The 20,527-nt window shown below is 69.0% G+C and carries 21 protein-coding genes and 1 tRNA gene; 10 read left to right on the top strand and 12 right to left on the bottom strand.

Annotated elements, in window-relative coordinates:
• The first annotated feature begins 52 nt into the window (after positions 1 to 52).
• The 5 genes from MWN52_RS05030 (at position 53) to MWN52_RS05010 (ending at position 3,878) form a co-directional block, all read left to right on the top strand.
• Positions 53 to 637, top strand: a complete 585-nt coding sequence (locus MWN52_RS05030; protein WP_286576888.1) for a nitroreductase family protein — start codon at positions 53 to 55, stop codon at positions 635 to 637.
• A 120-nt stretch (positions 638 to 757) separates the two neighbouring features.
• Complete coding sequence (locus MWN52_RS05025) at positions 758 to 1,651, top strand: 5'-3' exonuclease (protein ID WP_234852628.1); 894 nt, start codon at positions 758 to 760, stop codon at positions 1,649 to 1,651.
• A complete protein-coding gene (locus MWN52_RS05020; RefSeq protein ID WP_286576887.1) occupies positions 1,648 to 2,199 on the top strand; it encodes an NUDIX hydrolase in 552 nt (183 codons plus the stop codon). Before MWN52_RS05025 ends, MWN52_RS05020 begins: the two co-directional genes overlap by 4 nt.
• On the top strand, positions 2,192 to 2,968 hold the full coding sequence (locus MWN52_RS05015; protein ID WP_286576886.1) for an N-formylglutamate amidohydrolase: 777 nt from the start codon (positions 2,192 to 2,194) through the stop codon (positions 2,966 to 2,968). The genes MWN52_RS05020 and MWN52_RS05015 overlap by 8 nt, the downstream gene beginning before the upstream one ends.
• A gap of 43 nt (positions 2,969 to 3,011) precedes the next feature.
• Positions 3,012 to 3,878: a transglutaminase-like domain-containing protein gene (locus MWN52_RS05010; RefSeq protein ID WP_286576885.1), complete on the top strand. Its 867-nt coding sequence runs from the start codon at positions 3,012 to 3,014 to the stop codon at positions 3,876 to 3,878.
• A 20-nt stretch (positions 3,879 to 3,898) separates the two neighbouring features.
• Here the strand turns inward: MWN52_RS05010 and MWN52_RS05005 are convergent, their stop codons facing one another.
• The 3 genes from MWN52_RS05005 to prmC all read right to left on the bottom strand — a co-directional run bounded on the left by MWN52_RS05005 (position 3,899) and on the right by prmC (position 6,551).
• The gene (locus tag MWN52_RS05005; protein ID WP_286576884.1) at positions 3,899 to 4,561 is read right to left on the bottom strand and encodes a hypothetical protein; all 663 of its coding nucleotides are present in this window, start codon (positions 4,559 to 4,561) and stop codon (positions 3,899 to 3,901) included.
• Between the two features lie 140 nt (positions 4,562 to 4,701).
• On the bottom strand, positions 4,702 to 5,643 hold the full coding sequence (gene pip, locus MWN52_RS05000; RefSeq protein WP_286576883.1) for a prolyl aminopeptidase: 942 nt from the start codon (positions 5,641 to 5,643) through the stop codon (positions 4,702 to 4,704).
• Positions 5,644 to 5,678: 35 nt separating this feature from the next.
• Positions 5,679 to 6,551 (bottom strand): peptide chain release factor N(5)-glutamine methyltransferase, encoded by an 873-nt coding sequence (gene prmC, locus MWN52_RS04995; RefSeq protein ID WP_286576882.1) that lies wholly within the window; start codon positions 6,549 to 6,551, stop codon positions 5,679 to 5,681.
• 63 nt (positions 6,552 to 6,614) lie between these two features.
• On the opposite strand from prmC, the gene MWN52_RS04990 reads away from it, so the two are divergent.
• The 5 genes from MWN52_RS04990 (at position 6,615) to MWN52_RS04970 (ending at position 12,612) form a co-directional block, all read left to right on the top strand.
• A complete protein-coding gene (locus MWN52_RS04990) occupies positions 6,615 to 7,454 on the top strand; it encodes an alpha/beta hydrolase (RefSeq protein ID WP_286576881.1) in 840 nt (279 codons plus the stop codon).
• 154 nt (positions 7,455 to 7,608) lie between these two features.
• Complete coding sequence (ahpC, locus tag MWN52_RS04985) at positions 7,609 to 8,169, top strand: alkyl hydroperoxide reductase subunit C (protein WP_130515863.1); 561 nt, start codon at positions 7,609 to 7,611, stop codon at positions 8,167 to 8,169.
• A gap of 158 nt (positions 8,170 to 8,327) precedes the next feature.
• Positions 8,328 to 9,923, top strand: a complete 1,596-nt coding sequence (ahpF, locus tag MWN52_RS04980; RefSeq protein ID WP_130528877.1) for an alkyl hydroperoxide reductase subunit F — start codon at positions 8,328 to 8,330, stop codon at positions 9,921 to 9,923.
• A gap of 723 nt (positions 9,924 to 10,646) precedes the next feature.
• Complete coding sequence (locus MWN52_RS04975) at positions 10,647 to 11,609, top strand: LysR substrate-binding domain-containing protein (RefSeq protein ID WP_130515859.1); 963 nt, start codon at positions 10,647 to 10,649, stop codon at positions 11,607 to 11,609.
• A gap of 43 nt (positions 11,610 to 11,652) precedes the next feature.
• Positions 11,653 to 12,612, top strand: a complete 960-nt coding sequence (locus tag MWN52_RS04970) for a transaldolase (RefSeq protein ID WP_286576878.1) — start codon at positions 11,653 to 11,655, stop codon at positions 12,610 to 12,612.
• A gap of 93 nt (positions 12,613 to 12,705) precedes the next feature.
• On the opposite strand, the gene serB is transcribed toward MWN52_RS04970, so the two are convergent.
• The 9 genes from serB to tolB all read right to left on the bottom strand — a co-directional run bounded on the left by serB (position 12,706) and on the right by tolB (position 20,525).
• A complete protein-coding gene (serB, locus tag MWN52_RS04965; protein WP_286576876.1) occupies positions 12,706 to 13,419 on the bottom strand; it encodes a phosphoserine phosphatase SerB in 714 nt (237 codons plus the stop codon).
• Between the two features lie 72 nt (positions 13,420 to 13,491).
• Positions 13,492 to 14,178, bottom strand: a complete 687-nt coding sequence (locus MWN52_RS04960) for a YoaK family protein (protein WP_286576874.1) — start codon at positions 14,176 to 14,178, stop codon at positions 13,492 to 13,494.
• Between the two features lie 111 nt (positions 14,179 to 14,289).
• On the bottom strand, positions 14,290 to 15,198 hold the full coding sequence (locus tag MWN52_RS04955) for a DUF922 domain-containing protein (protein WP_286576873.1): 909 nt from the start codon (positions 15,196 to 15,198) through the stop codon (positions 14,290 to 14,292).
• A 507-nt stretch (positions 15,199 to 15,705) separates the two neighbouring features.
• Positions 15,706 to 15,781, bottom strand: a tRNA-Lys gene (locus MWN52_RS04950).
• A gap of 70 nt (positions 15,782 to 15,851) precedes the next feature.
• The gene (gene queC, locus MWN52_RS04945; RefSeq protein ID WP_286576872.1) at positions 15,852 to 16,517 is read right to left on the bottom strand and encodes a 7-cyano-7-deazaguanine synthase QueC; all 666 of its coding nucleotides are present in this window, start codon (positions 16,515 to 16,517) and stop codon (positions 15,852 to 15,854) included.
• An 85-nt stretch (positions 16,518 to 16,602) separates the two neighbouring features.
• Positions 16,603 to 17,292, bottom strand: coding sequence for a 7-carboxy-7-deazaguanine synthase QueE (gene queE, locus MWN52_RS04940; protein ID WP_286576871.1), 690 nt, complete (start codon positions 17,290 to 17,292; stop codon positions 16,603 to 16,605).
• A gap of 290 nt (positions 17,293 to 17,582) precedes the next feature.
• Positions 17,583 to 18,413 carry a tol-pal system protein YbgF gene (gene ybgF / locus MWN52_RS04935; RefSeq protein WP_286577681.1) on the bottom strand — a complete coding sequence of 277 codons (831 nt, stop codon included), beginning with the start codon at positions 18,411 to 18,413 and terminating at the stop codon, positions 17,583 to 17,585.
• A 178-nt stretch (positions 18,414 to 18,591) separates the two neighbouring features.
• Positions 18,592 to 19,107 carry a peptidoglycan-associated lipoprotein Pal gene (gene pal / locus MWN52_RS04930; RefSeq protein WP_130528867.1) on the bottom strand — a complete coding sequence of 172 codons (516 nt, stop codon included), beginning with the start codon at positions 19,105 to 19,107 and terminating at the stop codon, positions 18,592 to 18,594.
• A gap of 89 nt (positions 19,108 to 19,196) precedes the next feature.
• On the bottom strand, positions 19,197 to 20,525 hold the full coding sequence (gene tolB / locus MWN52_RS04925) for a Tol-Pal system beta propeller repeat protein TolB (protein WP_130515839.1): 1,329 nt from the start codon (positions 20,523 to 20,525) through the stop codon (positions 19,197 to 19,199).
• Positions 20,526 to 20,527 lie beyond the last annotated feature (2 nt).

Raw genomic sequence — 20,527 nt, 5'->3', positions numbered from 1 at the left:
GGTCGACCTGTCCAACACTCAAAAACCGTGCCAAGCCGCTAAACTTCAGCGTATGCCGACCCCAGAACTGCTGCAAGCGCTCGACCAGCGCCGTTCAGTCCCGTCAAAGCAGCTTCATGCGCCCGGGCCGGACACGCCGACGCTGATGCGCATGCTGGAGAGCGCCAGCCGCGTGCCCGACCACGGCAAGCTGGTGCCTTGGCGCTTCATCCGCATCGAGGGCCAGGCCCGCGCGGCGATGAGCCGGCTGCTGGAAGCCCGCACGCGGCAGAAGGATCCGCAGGCCTCCGAGGCGGCGTTGGAGAAGGAGCGCGGCAGGTTTTCTTACGCGCCCGTCATCGTCACCGTGGTCGCCCGCCTGCAGCCCGGTCACAAAGTGCCGCTCGAGGAGCAATGGCTGACCGCCGGCAGCGTGTGCTTCGCCCTGCTGCAGGCCGCGCAGGCGCTCGGCTTCGGCGCGCAATGGCTGACCGGCTGGGCGGCCAGTGATCCGGTGGTGTGCACCGAGCTGGGCCTGGGCCCGGACGAGCGCATCGCCGGCTTCATCCATATCGGCACCGCCGCGATCGAGGTCCCCGAGCGCGAGCGTCCGGACGCGGCGGCGCTGCTCACCGACTGGACCGGCGAACGTGCCTAGTCCGGAGCCGGCCCGCGTGCGGTCTTGCCGGGCCAGGCATGGCAGCGGCGGAGCGCGGTCGTGCTGAAGGACCTGTATCTGGTCGATGCCAGCCTGTATGTGTTCCGGGCCTGGCACTCGATGCCCGATCAGTTCCGCGATGCCGAGGGCTGGCCGACCAATGCCGTGCATGGCTTCGCGCGCTTCCTGCTGGAGCTGGGCGAACGCCAGCGCCCGACGCATATCGCGGTGGCCTTCGACGAGGCGCTGGACAGCTGCTTCCGCCATGGCCTGTATCCGGCCTACAAAGGCAACCGCGAGCCGGCGCCGCCCGAGCTGCGGCGCCAGTTCGCGCACTGCAAGGCGCTGTGCGCGGCGCTGGGCTTCAACGTGCTGGCCCATACCGAGTACGAGGCCGACGACCTGATCGGCAGCGCCCTGCACGCGGCGCGGCCGCTGGGCTTCCGCGGGGTGATCGTCTCGGCCGACAAGGACCTCTCCCAGCTGCTGGGCGAAGGCGACGAGCAGTGGGATTTCGCCCGCGGTGTGCGCTGGGGCGCGGCCGGGGTCAAGGCGCGCCACGGCGTGGAAGCCCACCAGATCGCCGACTACCTGGCTTTGTGCGGCGATGCCATCGACAACATCCCCGGCGTCAGCGGCATCGGCGCCAAGACCGCGGCAATCCTGCTGGCGCACTTCGGCAGCCTGGACGCGCTGCTGGCGCGCTGCGACGAAGTCGCCTTCCTGCGCCTGCGCGGCGCCGCCCAGGTCGCCCTGCGCCTGCGCGAGCAGCGCGAACACGCCCTGCTGTGGCGCCAGCTGACCACCATCGCGCTGGACGCGCCGCTGGACGGGATCATGCCCGGCTTCGCGCGCGCGCCGGCCGATGGTCAGCTGCTCGACGCACTGTGCGAAGCGCTGCGCTTCGGGCCGACCCTGCGCCGGCGCCTGCGCGCCGCCTCCGGGCTGGAACAGCCGTGGACGCCACCGCACGACGACGCTCCCCATTTCCCCTCCTACGAGCCGGCCCAATGAGTTCCAAGACCGAACCCGCAGAAGTGATGTACGACGGCCAGTACCTGCGCCTGATCCGGCGCGGCACCTGGGAATACGCCGAGCGCGCCCACGCCGGCGGACTGGCGGCGATCATCATCGCCGTCACGCCGGAGGACAAGATCGTCTTCGTCGAGCAGTTCCGCGTGCCGCTGCAGGCCAAGACCATCGAGATGCCGGCCGGCCTGGTCGGCGACATCCACGCCGGTGAGTCGATCGAGGTCTCGGCCATCCGCGAGCTGGAGGAGGAAACCGGCTGGACCGCCGAGCACGCCGAGGTGCTGCTGATCGGGCCGGTGTCCTCGGGCTCGACCAACGAGCGCATCGCCTTCGTGCTCGCCACCGGCCTGCGCCGCGTCGGGCCCGGTGGCGGCGACGAGGACGAGAACATCACCGTGCACGAGATCCCGCGCGCGCAGGCCGCGGCCTGGCTGGTGGGCAAGCTCGGCGAGGGCTATGAGCTCGACGCCAAGCTCTGGGCCGGCCTGTGGATGATCGAGCACCACCTGGACGGCACGCCGCGTGACTGAGCCGACCCTGCTGGGGCCGCAGGACCCGCCGCCGTTCACCGTGATCGGCGCGCAGGGCGCCTCGCCCTACCTGCTCATCGCCGACCACGCCGGCCAGGCCGTACCGGCCGCGCTGGACCAGCTGGGCCTGCCGCAGGCCGAGCTGGACCGCCACATCGGCTGGGACATCGGCATCGCCGGCACCACGCGCGCGCTGGCCGCGCTGCTGGACGCCACCGCGATCCTGCAGACCTATTCGCGCCTGGTGATCGACTGCAACCGGCCGCTGGAGGCGCCGGGCTCGATCGCCGCGGTCAGCGACGGCACCGACATCGCCGCCAACGTCGCGGCCAACCCGCAGCAGCGCGCGCAGCGGGCCGCGGAGATCTTCCAGCCCTACCACGACGCGATCCGCGGCCAGCTCGACGCGCGCGCCGCGCGCGGGCAGCCGACGATCCTGATCGCCATGCACAGCTTCACCCCGGTGTTCGCCGGCATCGTGCGGCCCTGGCACGCCGGCGTGCTGTACCAGCGCGACGCGCGCCTGGCCCACGCCCTCAAGCCGCTGCTCGAGGCCGAGGGACTGACCGTCGGCGACAACGAGCCCTACGCGGTCAGCGATGCCACCGACTACGCCATCCCCGTGCACGGCGAGGCGCGCGGGCTGGTGCACCTGGAGCTGGAAATCCGCCAGGACCTGATCGCCACCGACGAGGGCCAGCGCGCCTGGGCGCAGCGGCTGGCGCGCCTGTTCACCCTTCTGGCGCCGGATTTCACACCGCAACCCTGAAAATCCCGCTATATGGAGGGCTGTCCCCCGACCGCCCTCCCACATGCTCATCCGCCTGGGTTACGAAATCGCCTTCCGGCTGCCGCAGCCCACCTCGATGCTGGTGACGCTGAACATCCACGACAGCCGCCGCACCGACATCGTCATCGGCCAGGAGCTGCGCGCCCTGCCCGGCGTGCCGATGCGCCAGTACCACGACAGCTTCGGCAATACCTGCACCCGCCTGCACGCGCCGGCCGGGCTGTTCACCCTGTACGCCGACGCGGTGGTGCAGGACGACGGCCAGCCCGATCCGGTCGCGCCAGGCGCACGCGAGGTGCCGGTGGACCAGCTGCCGGACGACACCCTGCTGTTCCTGCTCGGCAGCCGCTACTGCGAGACCGACCAGCTGGTCTCCATGGCCTGGGACCTGTTCGGCGCCACGCCGCCGGGCTGGGCGCGCGTGCAGGCGATCTGCGACTACGTGCACAACGCGATCCAGTTCGGCTACCAGCATGCGCGCGCCACCAAGGGCGCGGTCGAGGCGCTGCAGGAGGGCCGCGGCGTGTGCCGCGACTTCGCGCATTCGGCCATCGCCCTGTGCCGCTGCATGAACATCCCGGCGCGCTACTGCACCGGTTATCTTGGCGACATCGGCATCCCGCCGGTGGATGCGCCGATGGATTTCTCGGCCTGGTTCGAGGCCTATCTGGACGGGCGCTGGTACACCTTCGACGCGCGCCACAACACCCCGCGCATCGGCCGCGTGCTGATCGCCCGCGGCCGCGATGCGGCCGATGCGGCGATCAGCAACAGCTTCGGCTTCAACACGCTGGAGAAGTTCGAGGTCTGGACCGACGAGACCGACGATCCGACCCTCTCTCCGCGCGTGCCGGTCGCAGCGACGCTCCCGGCGTACGCGCTGACCTGAGGACAACGCCGGTGGACCGGTCAGTCCGCGTTGCCAGGGTGGTAGCGGCGCTCGACCTCGAAGTCGCTGCCCGGGCGCGGGAACGGACCTTCCGCCTTCACCGCCGCCACGAGCTGCGGGCCTTCGTTGCGATAGCGGCAAGTGACATGGATGCCGTTGGTGGTGAGGAACTCGACGCTCAGCGCGCCGGCGTCGTCATGTACGGCGCCGGTGACACCCGGTGCGATCGTCACTGCCTCGCCGGTCAGCGGCAGGATCACGACGTTGCTGTCGCGGGTATTGCCGAACACCACGGCCTCCCGGCTGCGATACAGCACCAGCGAGGCTTCCAGCGGCGCGGCGAACTCCATCTCCGGCCGGAACATGGCGTCGGCGGTGACACGCCCGTGCCCGCCGTCCCTCGCGCCCCCGTGGTGACGCCCCCCGCGGCCCATTCCGCTTCCTCGCGCCTGGTCGCCCGGCGGTGGCTCACCTCGCCCACCGCCGTTGGGCGAGGCCGCGGCGGACCTTGGTGGCGGAGCATCGGCAGCTGCCCGCTCCTCGGCAGCCTTCTGCGCCTGCCTGTTGGTCTTCGCGTCGGCCTGCCAGAGCTGCGGGACGGCGGTGGCCACGTCCTGCGCCAGGGTCGGCAGCGCCAGCGAGTACGACATCACGCAACAGGCCAATCCTCGCAGCATGGTCATCGCTTCTTCTCGAAAGGTATCGAGAATGCTAGGCAGGCGATGCGCGGCCGATATGTCGCGCGCGCCACAGGCCACGATCCGCGGGAGCGACGTACAGCGGCCGGTCGGAAAAGCCGCTCGGTCTGGACCGCGCGGCCGGCTCAGGCGAAGCGGTCGGTCGCGCGCACCAGCGCGTCGATGTTCTCTTCCTCGAAGGCCGAGTGGCCCGAGGTCGGCGTGATCTCCAGGCTCGCCTTCGGCCAGGCCTGGTGCAGGTCCCACGCGTTCTGGATCGGGCAGACCACGTCGTAGCGGCCGTGCACGATCACGCCGGGGATGTCGGCGATGCGGTGCGCGTCGCGCAGCAGCTGGTCCTCGACCTCGAAGAAGCCGCCGTTGACGAAGTAGTGGTTCTCGATGCGGGCGAAGGCCAGCGCGAACTCCGCATCCTCGTGGCCGCTGACGAAATCCTCGTCCACGCGCAGATAGCTGGTCGCGCCTTCCCATACCGACCAGGCGCGCGCGGCGGCCAGGCGCGTGGCCGCATCGTCGCTGGTCAGCCGGCGGTGGAAGGCCGAGATCAGATCGGCGCGCTCCACTTCGGGGATCGCGGCGATGTAATGCTGCCAGGCCTCGGGGAACAGGCGGTTGGCGCCTTCCTGGTAGAACCACTCCAACTCCCAGCGGCGCAGCATGAAAATGCCGCGCAGCACCAGCTCGGTCACGCGCTGCGGATGGGTCTGCGCGTAGGCCAGCGCCAGGGTCGAGCCCCAGCTGCCGCCGAATACCTGCCAGGTCTCGATGCCCAGATGCGCGCGCAGCTTCTCGATGTCGGCCACCAGGTCCCAGGTGGTGTTGTCCACCAGATCGGCGTGCGGCCGCGAGCGGCCGGAGCCGCGCTGATCGAACAGCACGATGCGGTACTTGGCCGGATCGTGGAACTGGCGCATCTTCGCGTTGCAGCCGCCGCCCGGTCCGCCGTGCAGCATCACCACCGGCTTGCCCTGCGGATTGCCGCACTGCTCGAAGTAGAGCGTATGACGCGCGTCGACCTGGAGTTCGCCGGTGTCGAAGGGTTCGATGGCAGGATAGAGCTGGCGCATGGGCGGCCTGGAAGTCGGGAAAAACGATCGGCAGTTTACGCCACGCCCTGTTGCGACTCGCCGGGCCAGCGACCCAGGCTCACGCGGTCGCGGTGCTCCAGATCCTGTTTGGTGCGCGCCTGGTCGAAGCCCGCCTCACGCAGCAGCGCGCGCACCGCCTCGCCTTGATCGAAGCCATGCTCCAGCAGCAGCCAGCCGCCCGGCCGCAGGTGCGCGGGCGCCTGGGCGGCGATGCGGCGGATGTCGTCCAGGCCATCGGCGCCCGAGGCCAGCGCGCTGGCCGGCTCGAAACGCAGGTCGCCGCGCGTCAGGTGGGCATCGCCGGCCTCGATGTAGGGCGGGTTGCTGGCGATCAGGTCGAAGCGCTCGCCGGCCAGCGGCGCCAGCCAGTCGCCGTGGACGAAGCGCACCTGGCCCAGGCCGTGTTCGCGCGCGTTGGCCTGCGCGATCTCGAGCGCGGCGGCGCTGGCGTCGGTGGCGACCACCTGCGCCAGCGGGCGCTCGCTGGCGATGGCCAGGGCGATGGCGCCGCTGCCGGTGCCCAGGTCCGCGACCCGCGCCGGTGCGTCAGCCGGCAGACGGTCCAGGGCCAGTTCGACCAGGCGTTCGGTCTCGGCGCGCGGGATCAGCGTGGCGGGGCCGACCCGCAGGTCCAGCGTCCAGAAGCCGCGCCGGCCGGTGATGTAGGCGATCGGCTCGCCGGCCGCACGCCGCGCCAGCAGCGCGGCGTAGGCGTCGTGCACGGCGGGTTCGACCGGGTCGGAGCCATGCGCGAACAGCCAGGCGCGGTCGCGGCCCAGGGCGTGCAGCAGCAACAGCTCGGCCTCGAAGCGCGCCGCGTCGCTGTCCAGCTGTGCGGCGCCGTGCCGCAGCAGCGCGTCCAGGCGTTCGGGTGACTGCGTTTTCATTCGCGCCATGGTAGCCGTTGCACCCTGTGCCCTTCCCTGTCGTCCTCGCCGGAGCCCTACGCCTTGAAGCCTTCCCGTTTGCTGCGCCTGGGTCTGGGCGCGCTGAGCGCGCTGACCCTGAGCGCCTGCCAGAGCCTGGCCTTCGGCATCGCCAACCATGGTCAGGGCCAGCCCGACGCCACAGCCGTCTACGACCCGGTGCGGCAGCTCTCGCTGGACGTCTATCGCCCCCTCGCCGCGGCCCACGACGCGCCGGTGCTGGTCTATTTCTACGGCGGCAGCTGGCAGCACGGGTCCCGCAGCGATTACCGCTTCGTCGGCCGGCGGCTGGCCTCGACCGGCGCGGTGGTGATGATCGCCGACTACCGGCTGGCGCCGGACACGGTCTTTCCCGGCTTCGTCGAGGACGGCGCGCGCGCGGTGGCCTGGGCGCGCGCCCATGCGGCCGATTACGGCGCCAACCCGGCGCGGATCTTCCTGGCTGGCCATTCGGCCGGGGCACAGATCGCCGCCCTGCTGGGCACCGATGCGCACTATCTGGCCGACCAGGGCGTGCCCCGCTCGGCGATCGCCGGCGTGATCGGGCTGGCCGGGCCGTACGACTTTCAAATCAGCGGGGAGCTCACCGAGGTGTTTGGGCCGCCGTCGCGCTGGCCGCGCGCGCAGCCGATCGGCTTCGTCGATGGCGACGAGCCGCCCTTCCTGCTGGTCAGCGGGCGCAAGGACACCGAGGTCGAACCGCGCCAGACCGAGGACCTGGCCGAGCGCCTGCGCGCGGCGGGCGGGCAGGTCGAGGTGCTGTGGCTGCCCGGTGGCCATCTGGCGCCGCTGATCGACCTGTACGCGCCCCGCCGGCACCCGGCGCTGCTGGCGCGGATCGGGGAGTTCGTCCGCGCGCCGTGACCGAACTGAAACGTGGCGCGGCCTAGGATGAGGCACTCGCCCGTTAATTGATATCAGCTATCGATTCGATGCCATCCATCGATTTGAGAAATCGATTCGCGGTGCGTAGGATGCCCCTATCGCCTCCACCCCCTCAGCAAAAAGGAAGAAAACGATGTCCGTCATCAACACCGAAATCCTGCCGTTCAAGGCCACCGCCTACAAGGACGGCGAGTTCATCGAAGTCTCCGATGCCGACCTGAAGGGCAAGTGGTCCGTGGTCGTGTTCTACCCGGCCGACTTCACCTTCGTCTGCCCGACCGAGCTGGAAGACCTGGCCGACCATTACGCCGAGTTCCAGAAGCTAGGCGTCGAGGTCTACTCGGTCTCCACCGACACCCACTTCTCGCACAAGGCCTGGCACGACACCTCGGCGGCGATCGGCAAGATCAAGTACGCCATGATCGGCGACCCGACCCACCAGATCTCGAAGAACTTCGACGTGCTGCGTCCGGCGGGTCTGGCCGACCGCGGCACCTTCATCATCGACCCGCAGGGCGTGATCCAGTCGGTGGAAATCACCGCCGAGGGCATCGGCCGCGAAGCCGGCGACACCCTGCGCAAGGTCAAGGCCGCCCTGTACGTGGCCTCGCACCCGGGTGAGGTCTGCCCGGCCAAGTGGAAGGAAGGCGCCAAGACCCTGGCGCCGTCGCTGGACCTGGTCGGCAAGATCTAAGCCGTTCCGCTGCTGCCACGCCGCCCCGCCTTAAGCGGGGCGGCGCAGGCGGCAAACCGGAGCCCGCCTGCGTCGCGGTCTGCGGTTTGTCCCCTGACCCCCTCGTCTGCCCACTCCGGGCCGGACGGTCCTTTGCCGCCCTTTCAAGGAGAAGCGCCATGTTGGACGACACCCTCAAGACCCAACTCAAGGCCTACCTCGAGCGCCTGACGCGCCCGGTGGAGCTGATCGCCTCGGTCGACGACTCGCCCACCTCCAAGGAGATGCTCGAGCTGCTGAGCGACATCGTGCTGCTGTCCGACCAGGTCTCGCTGGTCGAGCACCGCGATGCCGACGTGCACACGCCCTCCTTCGCCCTCAACTCGCCGGGCCAGGACATCCACCTGCGCTTCGCCGGCCTGCCGATGGGCCATGAGTTCACCTCGCTGGTGCTGGCGCTGCTCCAGGTCGGCGGCTATCCGTCCAAGGCCTCGCTGGAGACCATCGAGCAGGTGCAGGGGCTGGAAGGCGACTACAAGTTCGAGACCTATTTCTCGCAGAGCTGCCAGAACTGCCCGGACGTGGTCCAGGCACTGAACCTGATGGCGGTGCTCAACCCCAGGATCCAGCACGTGGCCATCGACGGCGCGGTGTTCCCCGACGAGGTGGAACAGCGGCAGGTGATGTCGGTGCCGACCGTGTACCTCAATGGTGAAACCTTCGGCCAGGGTCGCATGAACCTGGAAGAGATCGTCGGGCGTCTGGACGCTGGTGCGGCCAAGCGCGACGCCAAGAAGATCTCGGCCAAGGCGCCGTTCGAGGTGCTCGTGGTCGGCGGTGGCCCGGCGGGCTCGGCCGCGGCGATCTACGCCGCGCGCAAGGGCATCCGCACGGGCGTGGCCGCCGAGCGCTTCGGTGGCCAGGTGCTGGACACCATGGCGATCGAGAACTTCATCTCCGTGCAGGAGACCGAGGGGCCGAAGATGGCCGCCGCGCTCGAGGCGCATGTGCGTCAGTACGAGGTGGACATCATGAACCTGCAGCGGGCCGAGAAGCTGATCCCCGCCGGGCCCGATGGCCTGATCGAGGTGCAGCTGGCCAACGGTGCCTCGCTCAAGAGCAAGACGGTGATCCTGTCCACCGGTGCGCGCTGGCGGCAGATGAACGTGCCCGGCGAGAACGAGTACCGCAACAAGGGCGTGGCCTATTGCCCGCACTGCGACGGTCCGCTGTTCAAGGGCAAGCGCGTGGCGGTGATCGGCGGCGGCAACTCGGGCGTCGAGGCGGCCATCGACCTGGCCGGCATCGTCAAGCACGTCACGCTGATCGAGTTCGATCACAAGCTGCGTGCCGACGAGGTCCTGCAGCGCAAGCTGCGCAGCCTGCCCAACGTGGACATCATCGTCTCGGCGCTGTCCACCGAGGTACACGGCGACGGCAACAAGGTCACTGGTCTGTCCTACACCGACCGCACCAACGAGGCCAAGCACACGCTGGAGCTGGAAGGCATCTTCGTGCAGATCGGTCTGCTGCCCAACACCGAGTGGCTCAAGGACACCGTGGCGCTGTCGCCGCGCGGGGAGATCATCGTCGACGACCGCGGCGCGACCAACGTGCCGGGGGTGTTCGCCGCCGGCGATGCCACCACGGTGCCGTACAAGCAGATCGTGATCGCCATGGGCGAAGGCTCCAAGGCTGCGCTGAGCGCCTTCGACCACCTGATCCGCCACAGCGCCCCCGCCGCGCAGGAGCCGGCTGCCGCCAAGGCGGCCTGATCCGGACACGCGACAAGGTGCGAATGAGCCCGCCGGTGACCCCGGCGGGCTTTTTTTTGTGCTTCACCCTATCGAGGGGCGGGGAGTGGGCGTGTTGCGGCTTCGGGTGGGCAGCGGTCCGACGGGCAGGGGCCGCTTTTCCCTCGATCAGGGCATCCTGCCCTGACTCGGGCGCTCGGCTTCCTGCCTCGCTGGTCGCGGCCCCTGCCCGCCGGCCCGCTGCCTCGCGCGTGTTGGTCTATGCCTTCGGGTCGAAAGAAGTCCCGGTCCACCGCAGCGGGCCTCTACCGGTTGGGTGCAGATCCCGTCGTGGGAGCAACTGTCTCCTCAAATCTCGCGGCCTGCATGTAGAGCGGAGCTTGCTCCGCTGCGTTTCGACCGGATCATCGGCAAGCCCCAGCGGAGCAAGCTCCGCTCTACAAGGAGGCCACGGCTTGATCTGAGAGACAGTTGCTCCCCCAAGCATGATGCGGAGTCTCTATCCTATCCGGTCCCAGGCTGAGCCAGGGAGCGCTGGTGAGCCGAGGAGCCGCGCCTGGCCGGGTCGAGGCTGATCGGCGAAGTCCGCTCACCGACCTCGCGTTAACCATCAACGCACCCGGGTCATCCTCACCAGTGGAGAGCTCTCGCTAGGGGTTCAGCCTGCGTCGATTGATCGGGCGAGGCAAAAGGCGTTGAATGCATCGACGGCGCCGATGGCCGTGTCAGACAAGTCCTCCAGCCGTGAACCTGCGTGACCTCAAGTACCTGGTAGCCCTCGCCGACCACATGCATTTCGGCCGCGCCGCGGCGGCCAGCTTCGTCAGCCAGCCCACCCTGTCCACCCAGATCAAGAAGCTGGAGGACGAGTTGGGCGTGTCGCTGGTCGAGCGCGCGCCGCGCAAGGTCATGCTGACCCCGGCCGGTCGCGACGCGGCCGAGCGCGCGCGCCGGATCGTGGCCGAGGTCGAGCAGATGAAGGAATCGGCGCGGCGCAGCCAGGACCCCGAGGCCGGCACCGTGCGGCTGGGCATCTTCCCCACGCTCGGCCCGTATCTGCTGCCGCACGTGGTGCCGTCCATCCGCACGCGCTTCCCGCAGCTGGAGCTGCTGCTGGTGGAGGAGAAGAGCGATGTGCTGCTGCAGCGGCTGCGCGAGGGCAAGCTCGACGCCGGCCTGCTGGCCCTGCCGGTGGACGAGGACCAGCTGCACGTGGAGTTCCTGTTCGAGGAGCCCTTCGTGCTAGCCGTGCCCGAGGGGCATCCGCTGGCCGCGCGCGATTCGCTGACCCTGGACGAACTGTCCGACCAGAAGCTGCTGCTGCTCGAGGACGGCCACTGCCTGCGCGAGCAGGCGCTGGAGGTGTGCCGGCTCTCGGGCGCCAACGAGAAGTCCGAGTTCCGCGCCACCAGCCTGGAAACCCTGCGCCAGATGGTCGCCGCCGACGTCGGCGTGACCCTGCTGCCGACGCTGGCGGTCAAGCCGCCGGTGGCGCGCTCGGACAACATCCATCTGCTGGGGTTCAGTGACTCCCATCCCAGCCGGCGCATCGCCATGGTGTGGCGCAAGAGCTCGGCGATGTCCGGCTTCCTGATGCAGCTGGCGCAGGTCTTCAAGGACCTGCCGCCCGCGCTGCTGGATCCTTCCGCGCCTGCCACCGCACCGCCGCGCCGCGCCGCATCGACGATCCGGCAACGACGCGCGTGAGACCCTTTCCCCATTCCTCTCTTCCAACCTGACGGAACGACCCATGAGTGCCCCAAGCAAACTGCAGCAGCTGCGCGACCTGTCGGTGGTCGTGGCCGACACCGGCGACTTCGACGCGATCAAGCGCCTCAAGCCGGTGGACTGCACCACCAACCCGACCCTGGTGAAGAAGGCGCTGGACCTGCCGGTCTATGCCGACCTGATCGACGAGCAGATCGCCTGGGCGCGCGGCCAGGGCGAGGTCACCGATGAACTGGTCGCCGAGGTCGCCGATCGCCTCACCGTCGGCGTGGGCACCAAGCTCTCCGGCCTGATCGAGGGCCGCGTGTCGACCGAGGTCGATGCCGACCTGGCCTATGACACCGCCGCCAGCGTGGCCAAGGCGAAGAAGTTCATCGCCATGTACGCCGACAACGGCGTGCCCAAGGACCGCGTGCTGATCAAGCTCGCCTCGACCTGGGAAGGCGTGGAGGCCTGCCGCCAGCTGCAGGCCGAGGGCATCGACTGCAACTGCACGCTGATCTTCAACCCGACCCAGGCCCTGGCCTGCGCTGAGGCCGATGCGTTCCTGATCTCGCCGTTCGTGGGCCGCATCCTGGACTGGTACAAGGCCCACGGCCAGGCACCGGCCAACATCGATGAGGACCAGGGCGTGGTGTTCGTGCGCGGTGTCTACGACACCTTCAAGCGCCGCGGCATCAAGACCGTGGTGATGGGCGCCTCGTTCCGCTCGACCGAGCAGATCGAAGCGCTGGCCGGCTGCGATCGCCTGACCATCTCGCCGGACTTGCTGGACAAGCTCGATGCCGACCACGGCGAGCTGCCGCGCAAGCTGACGCCCGCCAAGGCCGAAGGCGGCAGCCACACGCCGGTGGATGCGGCCAAGTTCAAGGCCGACGTCGAAGCCGACCCGATGGCCAAGGAGAAGCTGGCCGACGGCATCCGCATCTTCGCCGAAGACCTCAAGAGCCTGCGCAAGACCATCGCCGACCGTCTGGCCTGATCGGCTCCGCCGCGCCCTTCCCTCGCTCGTGAGGGAAGGCGCGGCACCCGGGCCTGCTTCCGCGCCAACCGCGGAAGCGGGCTCGCGACTGCGCTATCCCAGGACGTCCAGCAGCCGTTCCAGCCCGCCCGTGTCGATCGACACCGCCGCCACCTCGCGCACACGCGGCTTTGCGTGGAAGGCCACCGACAGGCCCGCGGCCTGCATCATCGGAATGTCGTTGGAGCCATCGCCCACCGCGATCGTGCGTGCCGGGTCCAGGCCCAGCAGCGAGGCCACGTCCAGCAGCGTCGCGCGCTTGACCGCGCCATCGCAGACATCGCCCCAGGCCTGGGCCAGCACGCGCCCGGTCAGCGCGCCGTCGACCACCTCCAGCCGATTGGAGCGGACGAAGTCCAGCCCCAGCCGCGCGCGCAGGCGCTCGGCGAAGAAGGTGAAACCGCCGGAGACCAGCAGCGTCTTCAGCCCGGCGGCCTTGCACGCCTCGAGCAGCTGCTCTGCGCCAGGCGTGAGCTGCAGGCGTGTGTCGTAGACCTCCTGCAGCGCACCCTCCGGCACACCCTTGAGCAGGGCCACGCGGCGTAGCAGGCTCTCGCGGAAGTCGGCGATCTCCCCGCGCATGGTCGCCTCGGTGATCGCGGCCACCTGCGCCTTCAGGCCCACCGCCGCGGCGATCTCGTCGATGCATTCGATGGTGATCAGCGTCGAATCCATGTCCAGCGCGATCAGGCCGAAGTACGCCAGGGGCGGCAGCGGCGTGGCGCGACGCAGCTGCAGGCCGTCGGCGGGTTCGTGGGAATCGGTCATGGGCGAACAGGCGCACCGGCCGTGGGACGAAGGGCCTGCAAGCGTAAAGACCTCGGCCGCACCGGGCTAGGCCTAGGCGACGCCTTTGGAAGCGGCGTGCTCCGCCACGCGCCGCGCATAGAGCGCGTACACGCAGGCCAGCCCCAGGCAGATCACCGCCGGCGCGATCAGCACCGTATACGACCAGCGGTGGAAACCCAGCGCGCCGGCCAGGCCGCCGGCCAGGAAGCCGGTGATCACCGTTACGCACAGCGACAGCCGGCGCCATGGCAGCGGCATGCGCCGCAGCCCATGGCCGATGGCCAGCCCCAGGTCGGTGAACATGCCCGAGACATGCGTGGTGCGCACGACCGCGCCGCTGTAGGTGGTGGCCATCGCGTTCTGCAGGCCGCAGGCGCAGGCCGCCAGCCACAGGCCCCACATCGAGGCACGGGTCATCAGCGGCACCGAGGCCAGCAGCAGGCCGGCTTCCAGCACCAGCACCAGCCCATAGCGCCGCCCCAGCTGCAGGGCGACATCGCCGATCAGCGCCCCGCTGAGCGCGCTTCCAGCGACGAAGAAGAACGCGCCACCGGCCAGCTGCGCCAGCCCCCGCAGATCCAGCACCGCCGCGCGCGCGCCCATCTCCGAGGTGATGCCGGTCATGTGGCTCACGCCCTGATGGCCGAACCCCAGCAGCGCCACGACGTTGACGATGCCCGCGGTAAAGGCCATGACCCAGGCACCGGACCAGACCCAGCGCGGCAGTTTGGAAATCATCGAAGGGGCGCCAATGGCTCGCGGACGCGACAAGCGTCGCGCCGCGGCGCAATGGCTGTCAACGCCACGGCCGGCAAAATCTCAATGGTGGCGACGGACCGTTCGCCAACACTAGCGCCGCTTGGCTACGGCCATGATGCGTCCTGCAACGATGGCTGCCGGAACGATCGAGCATCCCCAGGCCAGGATGAAAATCAGCACCGCCGGCCCGCTCGCTCTCCCATGCTCGATCAAGAGCATGGCCAATGGCGGAAGGATTGCGGTGGCGAAGAGGCAAGCGACCGCGACCACGTCGTCTTGCAGCCTCGGGCCCGTCCGCGTGCGTTCGGCCGCAGCCTGCCTGCGCGCCATCAGCGCCCAGAAATAGCGTGCGCCGATGCCATACGCGGCGAAGAAGAAGACCCACAGCAAGGATTTGCTCGCTCGCGAATTCGACAGCCTACGTTCGACCGCCGCACCAGGCTTCGCCCACGAGAGCTTCAGGTGTCCATCGACCTTGTCGAAATCCGCCTGTGCCTTCTGCATCTGAGCGACGACCTCGGCCCCCTTCTGCTTGGCCAGCCGCTCAGCGGTTGAACACGAAGAGGCCTGGATGCGCTCGACTGCGTCTGCCAGCTGGTGTGCATAGCGGCGGGCGATCGCCACATGGTGCTCTTCATGGACCTGCACTCGCTGCTGGAGATCACGCCAGAATTCGCGCGTTGCCACCGACGCCCTGGGATCCGGGGTCCAGACAGGCAAGGCAACGGAGATACCGATCCCCACTTGGCTCCTGATGATGCGGCAAGCCCCTGACGACTCGCGCAGGACATAATCCAGGCGCATCTTTGCGCGCGTCAGGCCAGCGAGTGTTTCCTCTGCCGGCCCATCATCCTTTCCTAGCTGAGCCTTGGCCCGATCGCTCCAGGCCTTCATGGAGGCAAGGATCTGGTGACCATCCCGCCCCGTCACGGTGTAGCTGGAATCCTTGCGGTTCTCCCGAACCGTGCCAGCGTGTGCACCGGTGGCCAGGGCAAGCATGACCACGACAGCAAGACGCCATCCAGCGCGTCGCAACATCCTTGAGCACATTAGACCGTCCATTGTCTGTCCCCGTCGGATGAGCCTAACGCATCCACCTCGCGGAAAGATGTTCGCGGACTCGCAGGACAGTGACTGGACCTCTCAAAGCGTCGGCACTCCCGAGGGACTGCAGATCTGCATAACCAAGTGAGACTGGCGGGCGGCCATACAGCGCTGAGAAGTGGACAAGGCTCGGCGGAACCAATTGTTCAAGCCACCTGTTGTTCTGGCGGTACGCATCGCTGCGGCGCGGGTCATTATTCCTGCGGAGTCCGCAATCTGCGGCAGCGTTAATGCGCTCATTCTGAGCGCTCGTCTTTTTTGCAACGCGGGCAGTCGCTTACTCGACCGGAAGACCGCCGACTCATGGAGGGCGGTCCGAGACTCACTGAGACCTAAACCATGTACTTTTTAAGGCCTTTCCGGCATTGCTGAAAACTTACCGGACACCCTGAAATCCTGCGATGGTGGGCCGTGAAGGATTCGAACCTTCGACCAAAAGATTAAAAGTCTTCTGCTCTACCGACTGAGCTAACGGCCCGGACACGCGGCCCGGCGTTGCGCCGGGGCCGGCCATTCTACCGGAAAGGGCTGGCGATGCGACCCGCGCCTCAGGCGTAGCGCGTGGGATCGGGCACGCCCGCGTCGGCGAAGCCCGCCGCGCGCAGGCGGCAGGCGTCGCAGCGCCCGCAGGCCGCGCCATTGGCATCGGCGTTGTAGCAGGACACGGTGGCGCCGAAGTCCACGCCCAGGCGCACGCCCTCGCGCACGATGTCGGCCTTGCTCATGAACTGCAGCGGCGCGTGCACGCGCAGGCCGGCGCCTTCCACGCCCGCCTTGGTCGCCAGGTTGGCCAGGGCCTGGAAGGCGGAGATGAATTCGGGCCGGCAGTCCGGATAACCGGAGTAGTCCACAGCGTTGACGCCGCAGAAGATGTCCGCCGCGCCGAGCACCTCGGCCCAGCCCAGCGCGATGGACAGCATGATGGTGTTGCGCGCCGGCACGTAGGTGACCGGGATGCCTTCGCCGCCGGCCTGCGGCACCTCGATGTCGTCGGTCAGCGCCGAGCCGCCGATGCTGCGCAGGTCGACGTGGACGGTCTTGTGCGCGGCGGCGCCCAGCTGCTGCGCCACGCGCGCGGCGGCGTCGAGTTCGGACGTGTGGCGTTGGCCGTACTGCACGCTCAGCGCGTGCGTGCGGAAACCGTGTTCGCGGGCGATGGCCAGGACGACGGCCGAATCCATGCCCCCGGAGACGAGGACGACTGCATTGTTCATGTGGGGTGTTCTTCTTGCCGGCGAGACAGGCCGGGGAACGCATAGCCTACCGCCCGGGCGCCGGGCCGGCACTTCCCGCGCGGGTTCAGCGGCCGGGTTCGTCGTTCCACAGCAGCTTGTGCAGCTGCATCTGGAAGCGCACCGGCAGGCGGTCCTCGACGATCCAGTCGGCCAGCGCGCGCGGGCTCACCTGATCCTTGGACGGCGAGAACAGCACGGCGCAGCGCTGGTCCAGCGCGTGCTCGCGCACGACTTCGCGCGCCCAGTCGTAGTCGGCGCGGCTGCACAGCACGAACTTGACCTGGTCGCGCGCGGTCAGCAGCGGCAGGTTGTCCCAGCGGTTGCGGTGCTCCTCGGCCGAGCCGGGGGTCTTGATGTCGACCACGCGCGAGACGCGCGGATCGACCTGCGAGACGTCCAGCGCGCCGGAGGTCTCCAGCGAGACGTCGTAGCCGGCATCGCACAGCCGCGCCAGCAGGCCGATACAGCGCTTCTGCGCCAGCGGCTCGCCGCCGGTCACGCAGACATGGCGCACGCCCGCGCGCGCGACCTCGGCCAGGATGTCCTCGATCTCCCACCAGGTGCCGCCGTGGAAGGCGTAGGCGGTGTCGCAGTACTGGCAGCGCAGCGGGCAGCCGGTCAGGCGCACGAACACGGTCGGCCAGCCGGCGGCGTCGGCCTCGCCTTGCAGCGAGACGAAGATCTCGGTGATCTTCAGCCGGTCCTGCGGCGATTGTTCGATCTGGCTGGGGACGGCGGCGGCGGCGGCGTTCATTGCGGAGGCTCTCTAGAGCGTGTCGTGGGTTTTGGGATGAGATGCGTTGGTCGTCAGCGGTGCGGAGACGGTGTCGCGTGGCGCCGCCTTGGCTGGCCGCCAAGGCAAGCCGCGCGGCGCCGGCTCCGTGCCGCTGACGGACAACCCTCCGGGAAGCCGCCTGGGGCGGCTTCGCACTCATCCCAAAGCCCATGACACGCTCTTATGGCGGCGCCACCGCAGACCTCGCGGTGGCGTTTGAGTGGTGCGTGTTGCGGTACTGCGAAAGGTCCTGGCGGACCTCGTTGGGCTCAGCGGATCTGCCCGACCTGGATCGAATGCAGGCGATCGTCGGCGGTGCGGGCCACGTCGCTGCCGGGGTACTGCTGGATCACCTGCTGCAGCGTGGTCTGCGCGTCGTTGACCTTGCCCAGTCCGTACTGCGCCAGCCCCAGCTTGAGCAGGGCGCCGGGCGCCTTGTCATGGGTGGGATAACGCGAGAGCAGCGCGCGGAACTGGTCGGCGGCCATCTGGTAGTTCTGGGTGACGTAATAGCTCTCGCCCAGCCAGTACAGCGCGTTGGGCGCATAGACGCCACTGGGATACAGCTGCAGGAAGCTGGTGAACAGGTTGGCCGCGTCGGCGTAGTCGCCCTTCTTCAGCGCGTCGAAGGCCACACCGTAGGCGGTGCGCTCGTCGCCCGCCTGGGCCATCGCGCCGGCGTCGCCGTGGACCGCGGGCGGGGCCTCGGCGGTCGCGGCGGGCGCACCCGCCGCCGGCGGCGCAGCCTTGGCGCCGGCCGCGGGCGCCGCGGACACGGGAGGCTGAGTACCGGCAGCCGCGCCGCCGCCACCGCCGCTCTCCAGGCGGCCGATGCGGCCGTCCAGGTCGAGGTACTGGTCGCGCGCGCGCTGCTTGAGCTGCTCGTTCTCGTTCTGCAGCTGCTCGACGGTGCCGCGCAGGCTGGCCAGGTCCTGGCGCAGCTGGGTGATCTGGTTGAGCAGGTCGGTATTGGCCTGCGTGTTGTTGGCACGCACTTCCAGCGCGGCGACGCGGTCGGCCAGGCTGGCCTTCTGCGCGAAGGCGGCGGGCGCGACGCCCAGCGACAGCAGCAGGGCCGGCAGGAGAAGACGGAATCGGATGGGACGCATGGCGCTCACGTAACGAGGGTTGCGGATCGGACGGCCGGAGCATTGAACCATGGCCATCCAACGAAAAGGGCCGGCGCCGACCGGGGCAGACAGGTTGTGTCCTGTTGCCCCGCCCCGGTCACCGGCCCCGTTGGGCCACCGCGAACGGTGGCCCGAGGTCGAACGTCGATTACTTCGCGGTGTACACGATCTCGACGCGACGGTTCTTGGCCCAGCACTCCTCGGTCGACTCGGTGCAGACCGGGCGCTCTTCGCCGTAGCTCACCACCGACAGCTGGCTGGCCGAACCGCCGGCAGCCTGCAGGGCGGAGGAGACCGCGTTGCCGCGACGCTCGCCCAGGCCCATGTTGTACTCACGCGAACCGCGCTCGTCGGTGTTGCCTTCCAGGTTGATGCGGGCCGACGGACGATCGTTGAGGTACTTGGCGTGGCAGGCCATGATCGCCTGGAACTCCGGCTTGACGGCGTCCTGGTCCAGATCGAAGTACACCACGCGCTGGCGCAGGCAGGCGTCGGTATCCAGATCGCTCGGGCCGTAGGCACCGGCGTTGGTGGTCGGCTGGGTCATGGCCGGCGGCGGCTCGACGGCCGGCGGCGGCGGCGGAGCCTTGGTGTTCTTCTTACAACCGGCCAGAACGGCCACGGACATCAGGGACAAAGCAACGACGCGGAGAGTGGTGTTCATTTGGGTTCCTTACGCGGATCCGGGGTGGTGGATGCAAAAACGCGGGTTAGTTTAACGCAATGTTAAACCGGCGGAATGACCCTTTCGCATTATTTTTGCGGGGTCTGGTTCCGATACGGCGACCAGGCCGGCTCACGCACATCGCCCTGGGCCAGCACCAGGCGCTGGCGGACACGGCCATCGGCGGACACGGCGTACAGCACCCCCCGACCGCCCTCGCGTGCGGCATACAGAATCATCGAGGCGTTGGGGGCAAAGCTCGGCGACTCATCGAGCGAACCGGGCGAAAGCGTGGTCCAGCGCGGCGAACCGGTGCTGGAATCCATCATGGCGATGCGATAAGTGTTGCCCGAACCCTGGGCCACGGCGATCTTCTTGTCGTCGTAAGACACGGTCGGGGTCGCGTTGTAGTTGCCCTCGAAGGTCACGCGCGTGGCGCCGCCGCCGCTGGCCGAGGCCTTGTAGATCTGCGGACGGCCGCCGCGGTCGGAGGTGAAGTAGATCGAGCTGCCGTCAGCGCTCCAGGTCGGCTCGGTGTCGATGCCGTACTGGTTGGTGATCTGGGTCAGCGCCTTGCTGCCCAGGTCCATCACGTAGATCTCCGGGTTGCCGCTGCGCGAGAGCGTCAGGGCCAGCTTGCGGCCATCCGGCGAGAACGCCGGCGCGCCGTTGATGCCGCGGAAGCTGGCGACCAGCTCGCGCGCGCCGGTGGTGATGTCCTGGATGTAGATCGAGGAGTTGCCGCGCTCGAAGCTCACATAGGCCAGCTTGCGGCCATCCGGGCTCCAGGCCGGCGACAGCAGCGGCTCGGCCGAGCGCACGATCGTCTGCGGGTTGAAGCCGTCCGAGTCGGCCACCATCAGCGCGTAGCGCGCATTGGCGCCCAGGCCGGTCTGGGTGACGTAGGCGATGCGGGTCCAGAAGGCGCCGCGGATGCCGGTGATCTTCTCGTAGATGGCGTCGGCCATCTGGTGGGCGACATCGCGCATGGCGTTGGCGCGGCCGGTCATGGCCAGGCCGAGCAGGCGCTCCTGCTTGGCCACGTCGAACAGTTCGTACTCGACGCGGTAGGCGCCGTTGCCGCCGTCCAGCACGCGACCGACAACAATGTAATCCTGCTTGAGCGCGCGCCAGGTCGGGTACTGGATCTCCGAGCCGCGGGTCGGCTTCTCGACGATGCTGGCCACCGGCAGGGTGCGGAACGCGCCGGAGCGATCCAGGTCGGCGCTGACGACCTGCGAGACGTCGGTGGTCGGTGCGGCGCCCGAGCCCTGGTAGGGCATCGGCACGATGGTGATCGGCAGCGCGGAAGGGTTGCCACCGACGATGTTGATCTCAAGGCCCTGGCTCTGGGCGAAGGCCGCTGCAGGCAGGAACAGGGCCACGACAAGGGCGAAGTACCGCGTGAGTTTCTTCATGA

The sequence above is a fragment of the Pseudoxanthomonas winnipegensis genome (assembly GCF_030322905.1).
In the GTDB taxonomy this organism is placed as follows: Bacteria; Pseudomonadota; Gammaproteobacteria; order Xanthomonadales; family Xanthomonadaceae; genus Pseudoxanthomonas_A; species Pseudoxanthomonas_A winnipegensis.
This window is presented reverse-complemented; position numbering and strand designations above follow the sequence as displayed.

What these genes read in the sequence shown, in the direction of transcription:
- MWN52_RS05025 (WP_234852628.1), top strand. Translation starts at nt 758, where the DNA reads ATGCCCGATCAGTTCCGCGATGCCGAGGGCTGGCCGACCAATGCCGTG.
- MWN52_RS05030 (WP_286576888.1), top strand. Translation starts at nt 53, where the DNA reads ATGCCGACCCCAGAACTGCTGCAAGCGCTCGACCAGCGCCGTTCAGTC.
- queC (WP_286576872.1), bottom strand. Translation starts at nt 16,517, where the DNA reads ATGAACAATGCAGTCGTCCTCGTCTCCGGGGGCATGGATTCGGCCGTC.
- MWN52_RS05010 (WP_286576885.1), top strand. Translation starts at nt 3,012, where the DNA reads ATGCTCATCCGCCTGGGTTACGAAATCGCCTTCCGGCTGCCGCAGCCC.
- queE (WP_286576871.1), bottom strand. Translation starts at nt 17,292, where the DNA reads ATGAACGCCGCCGCCGCCGCCGTCCCCAGCCAGATCGAACAATCGCCG.
- pip (WP_286576883.1), bottom strand. Translation starts at nt 5,643, where the DNA reads ATGCGCCAGCTCTATCCTGCCATCGAACCCTTCGACACCGGCGAACTC.
- MWN52_RS05020 (WP_286576887.1), top strand. Translation starts at nt 1,648, where the DNA reads ATGAGTTCCAAGACCGAACCCGCAGAAGTGATGTACGACGGCCAGTAC.
- serB (WP_286576876.1), bottom strand. Translation starts at nt 13,419, where the DNA reads ATGACCGATTCCCACGAACCCGCCGACGGCCTGCAGCTGCGTCGCGCC.
- pal (WP_130528867.1), bottom strand. Translation starts at nt 19,107, where the DNA reads ATGAACACCACTCTCCGCGTCGTTGCTTTGTCCCTGATGTCCGTGGCC.
- MWN52_RS04955 (WP_286576873.1), bottom strand. Translation starts at nt 15,198, where the DNA reads ATGCTTGCCCTGGCCACCGGTGCACACGCTGGCACGGTTCGGGAGAAC.
- ahpF (WP_130528877.1), top strand. Translation starts at nt 8,328, where the DNA reads ATGTTGGACGACACCCTCAAGACCCAACTCAAGGCCTACCTCGAGCGC.
- MWN52_RS05005 (WP_286576884.1), bottom strand. Translation starts at nt 4,561, where the DNA reads ATGACCATGCTGCGAGGATTGGCCTGTTGCGTGATGTCGTACTCGCTG.
- ahpC (WP_130515863.1), top strand. Translation starts at nt 7,609, where the DNA reads ATGTCCGTCATCAACACCGAAATCCTGCCGTTCAAGGCCACCGCCTAC.
- MWN52_RS04970 (WP_286576878.1), top strand. Translation starts at nt 11,653, where the DNA reads ATGAGTGCCCCAAGCAAACTGCAGCAGCTGCGCGACCTGTCGGTGGTC.
- tolB (WP_130515839.1), bottom strand. Translation starts at nt 20,525, where the DNA reads ATGAAGAAACTCACGCGGTACTTCGCCCTTGTCGTGGCCCTGTTCCTG.
- prmC (WP_286576882.1), bottom strand. Translation starts at nt 6,551, where the DNA reads ATGAAAACGCAGTCACCCGAACGCCTGGACGCGCTGCTGCGGCACGGC.
- MWN52_RS04960 (WP_286576874.1), bottom strand. Translation starts at nt 14,178, where the DNA reads ATGATTTCCAAACTGCCGCGCTGGGTCTGGTCCGGTGCCTGGGTCATG.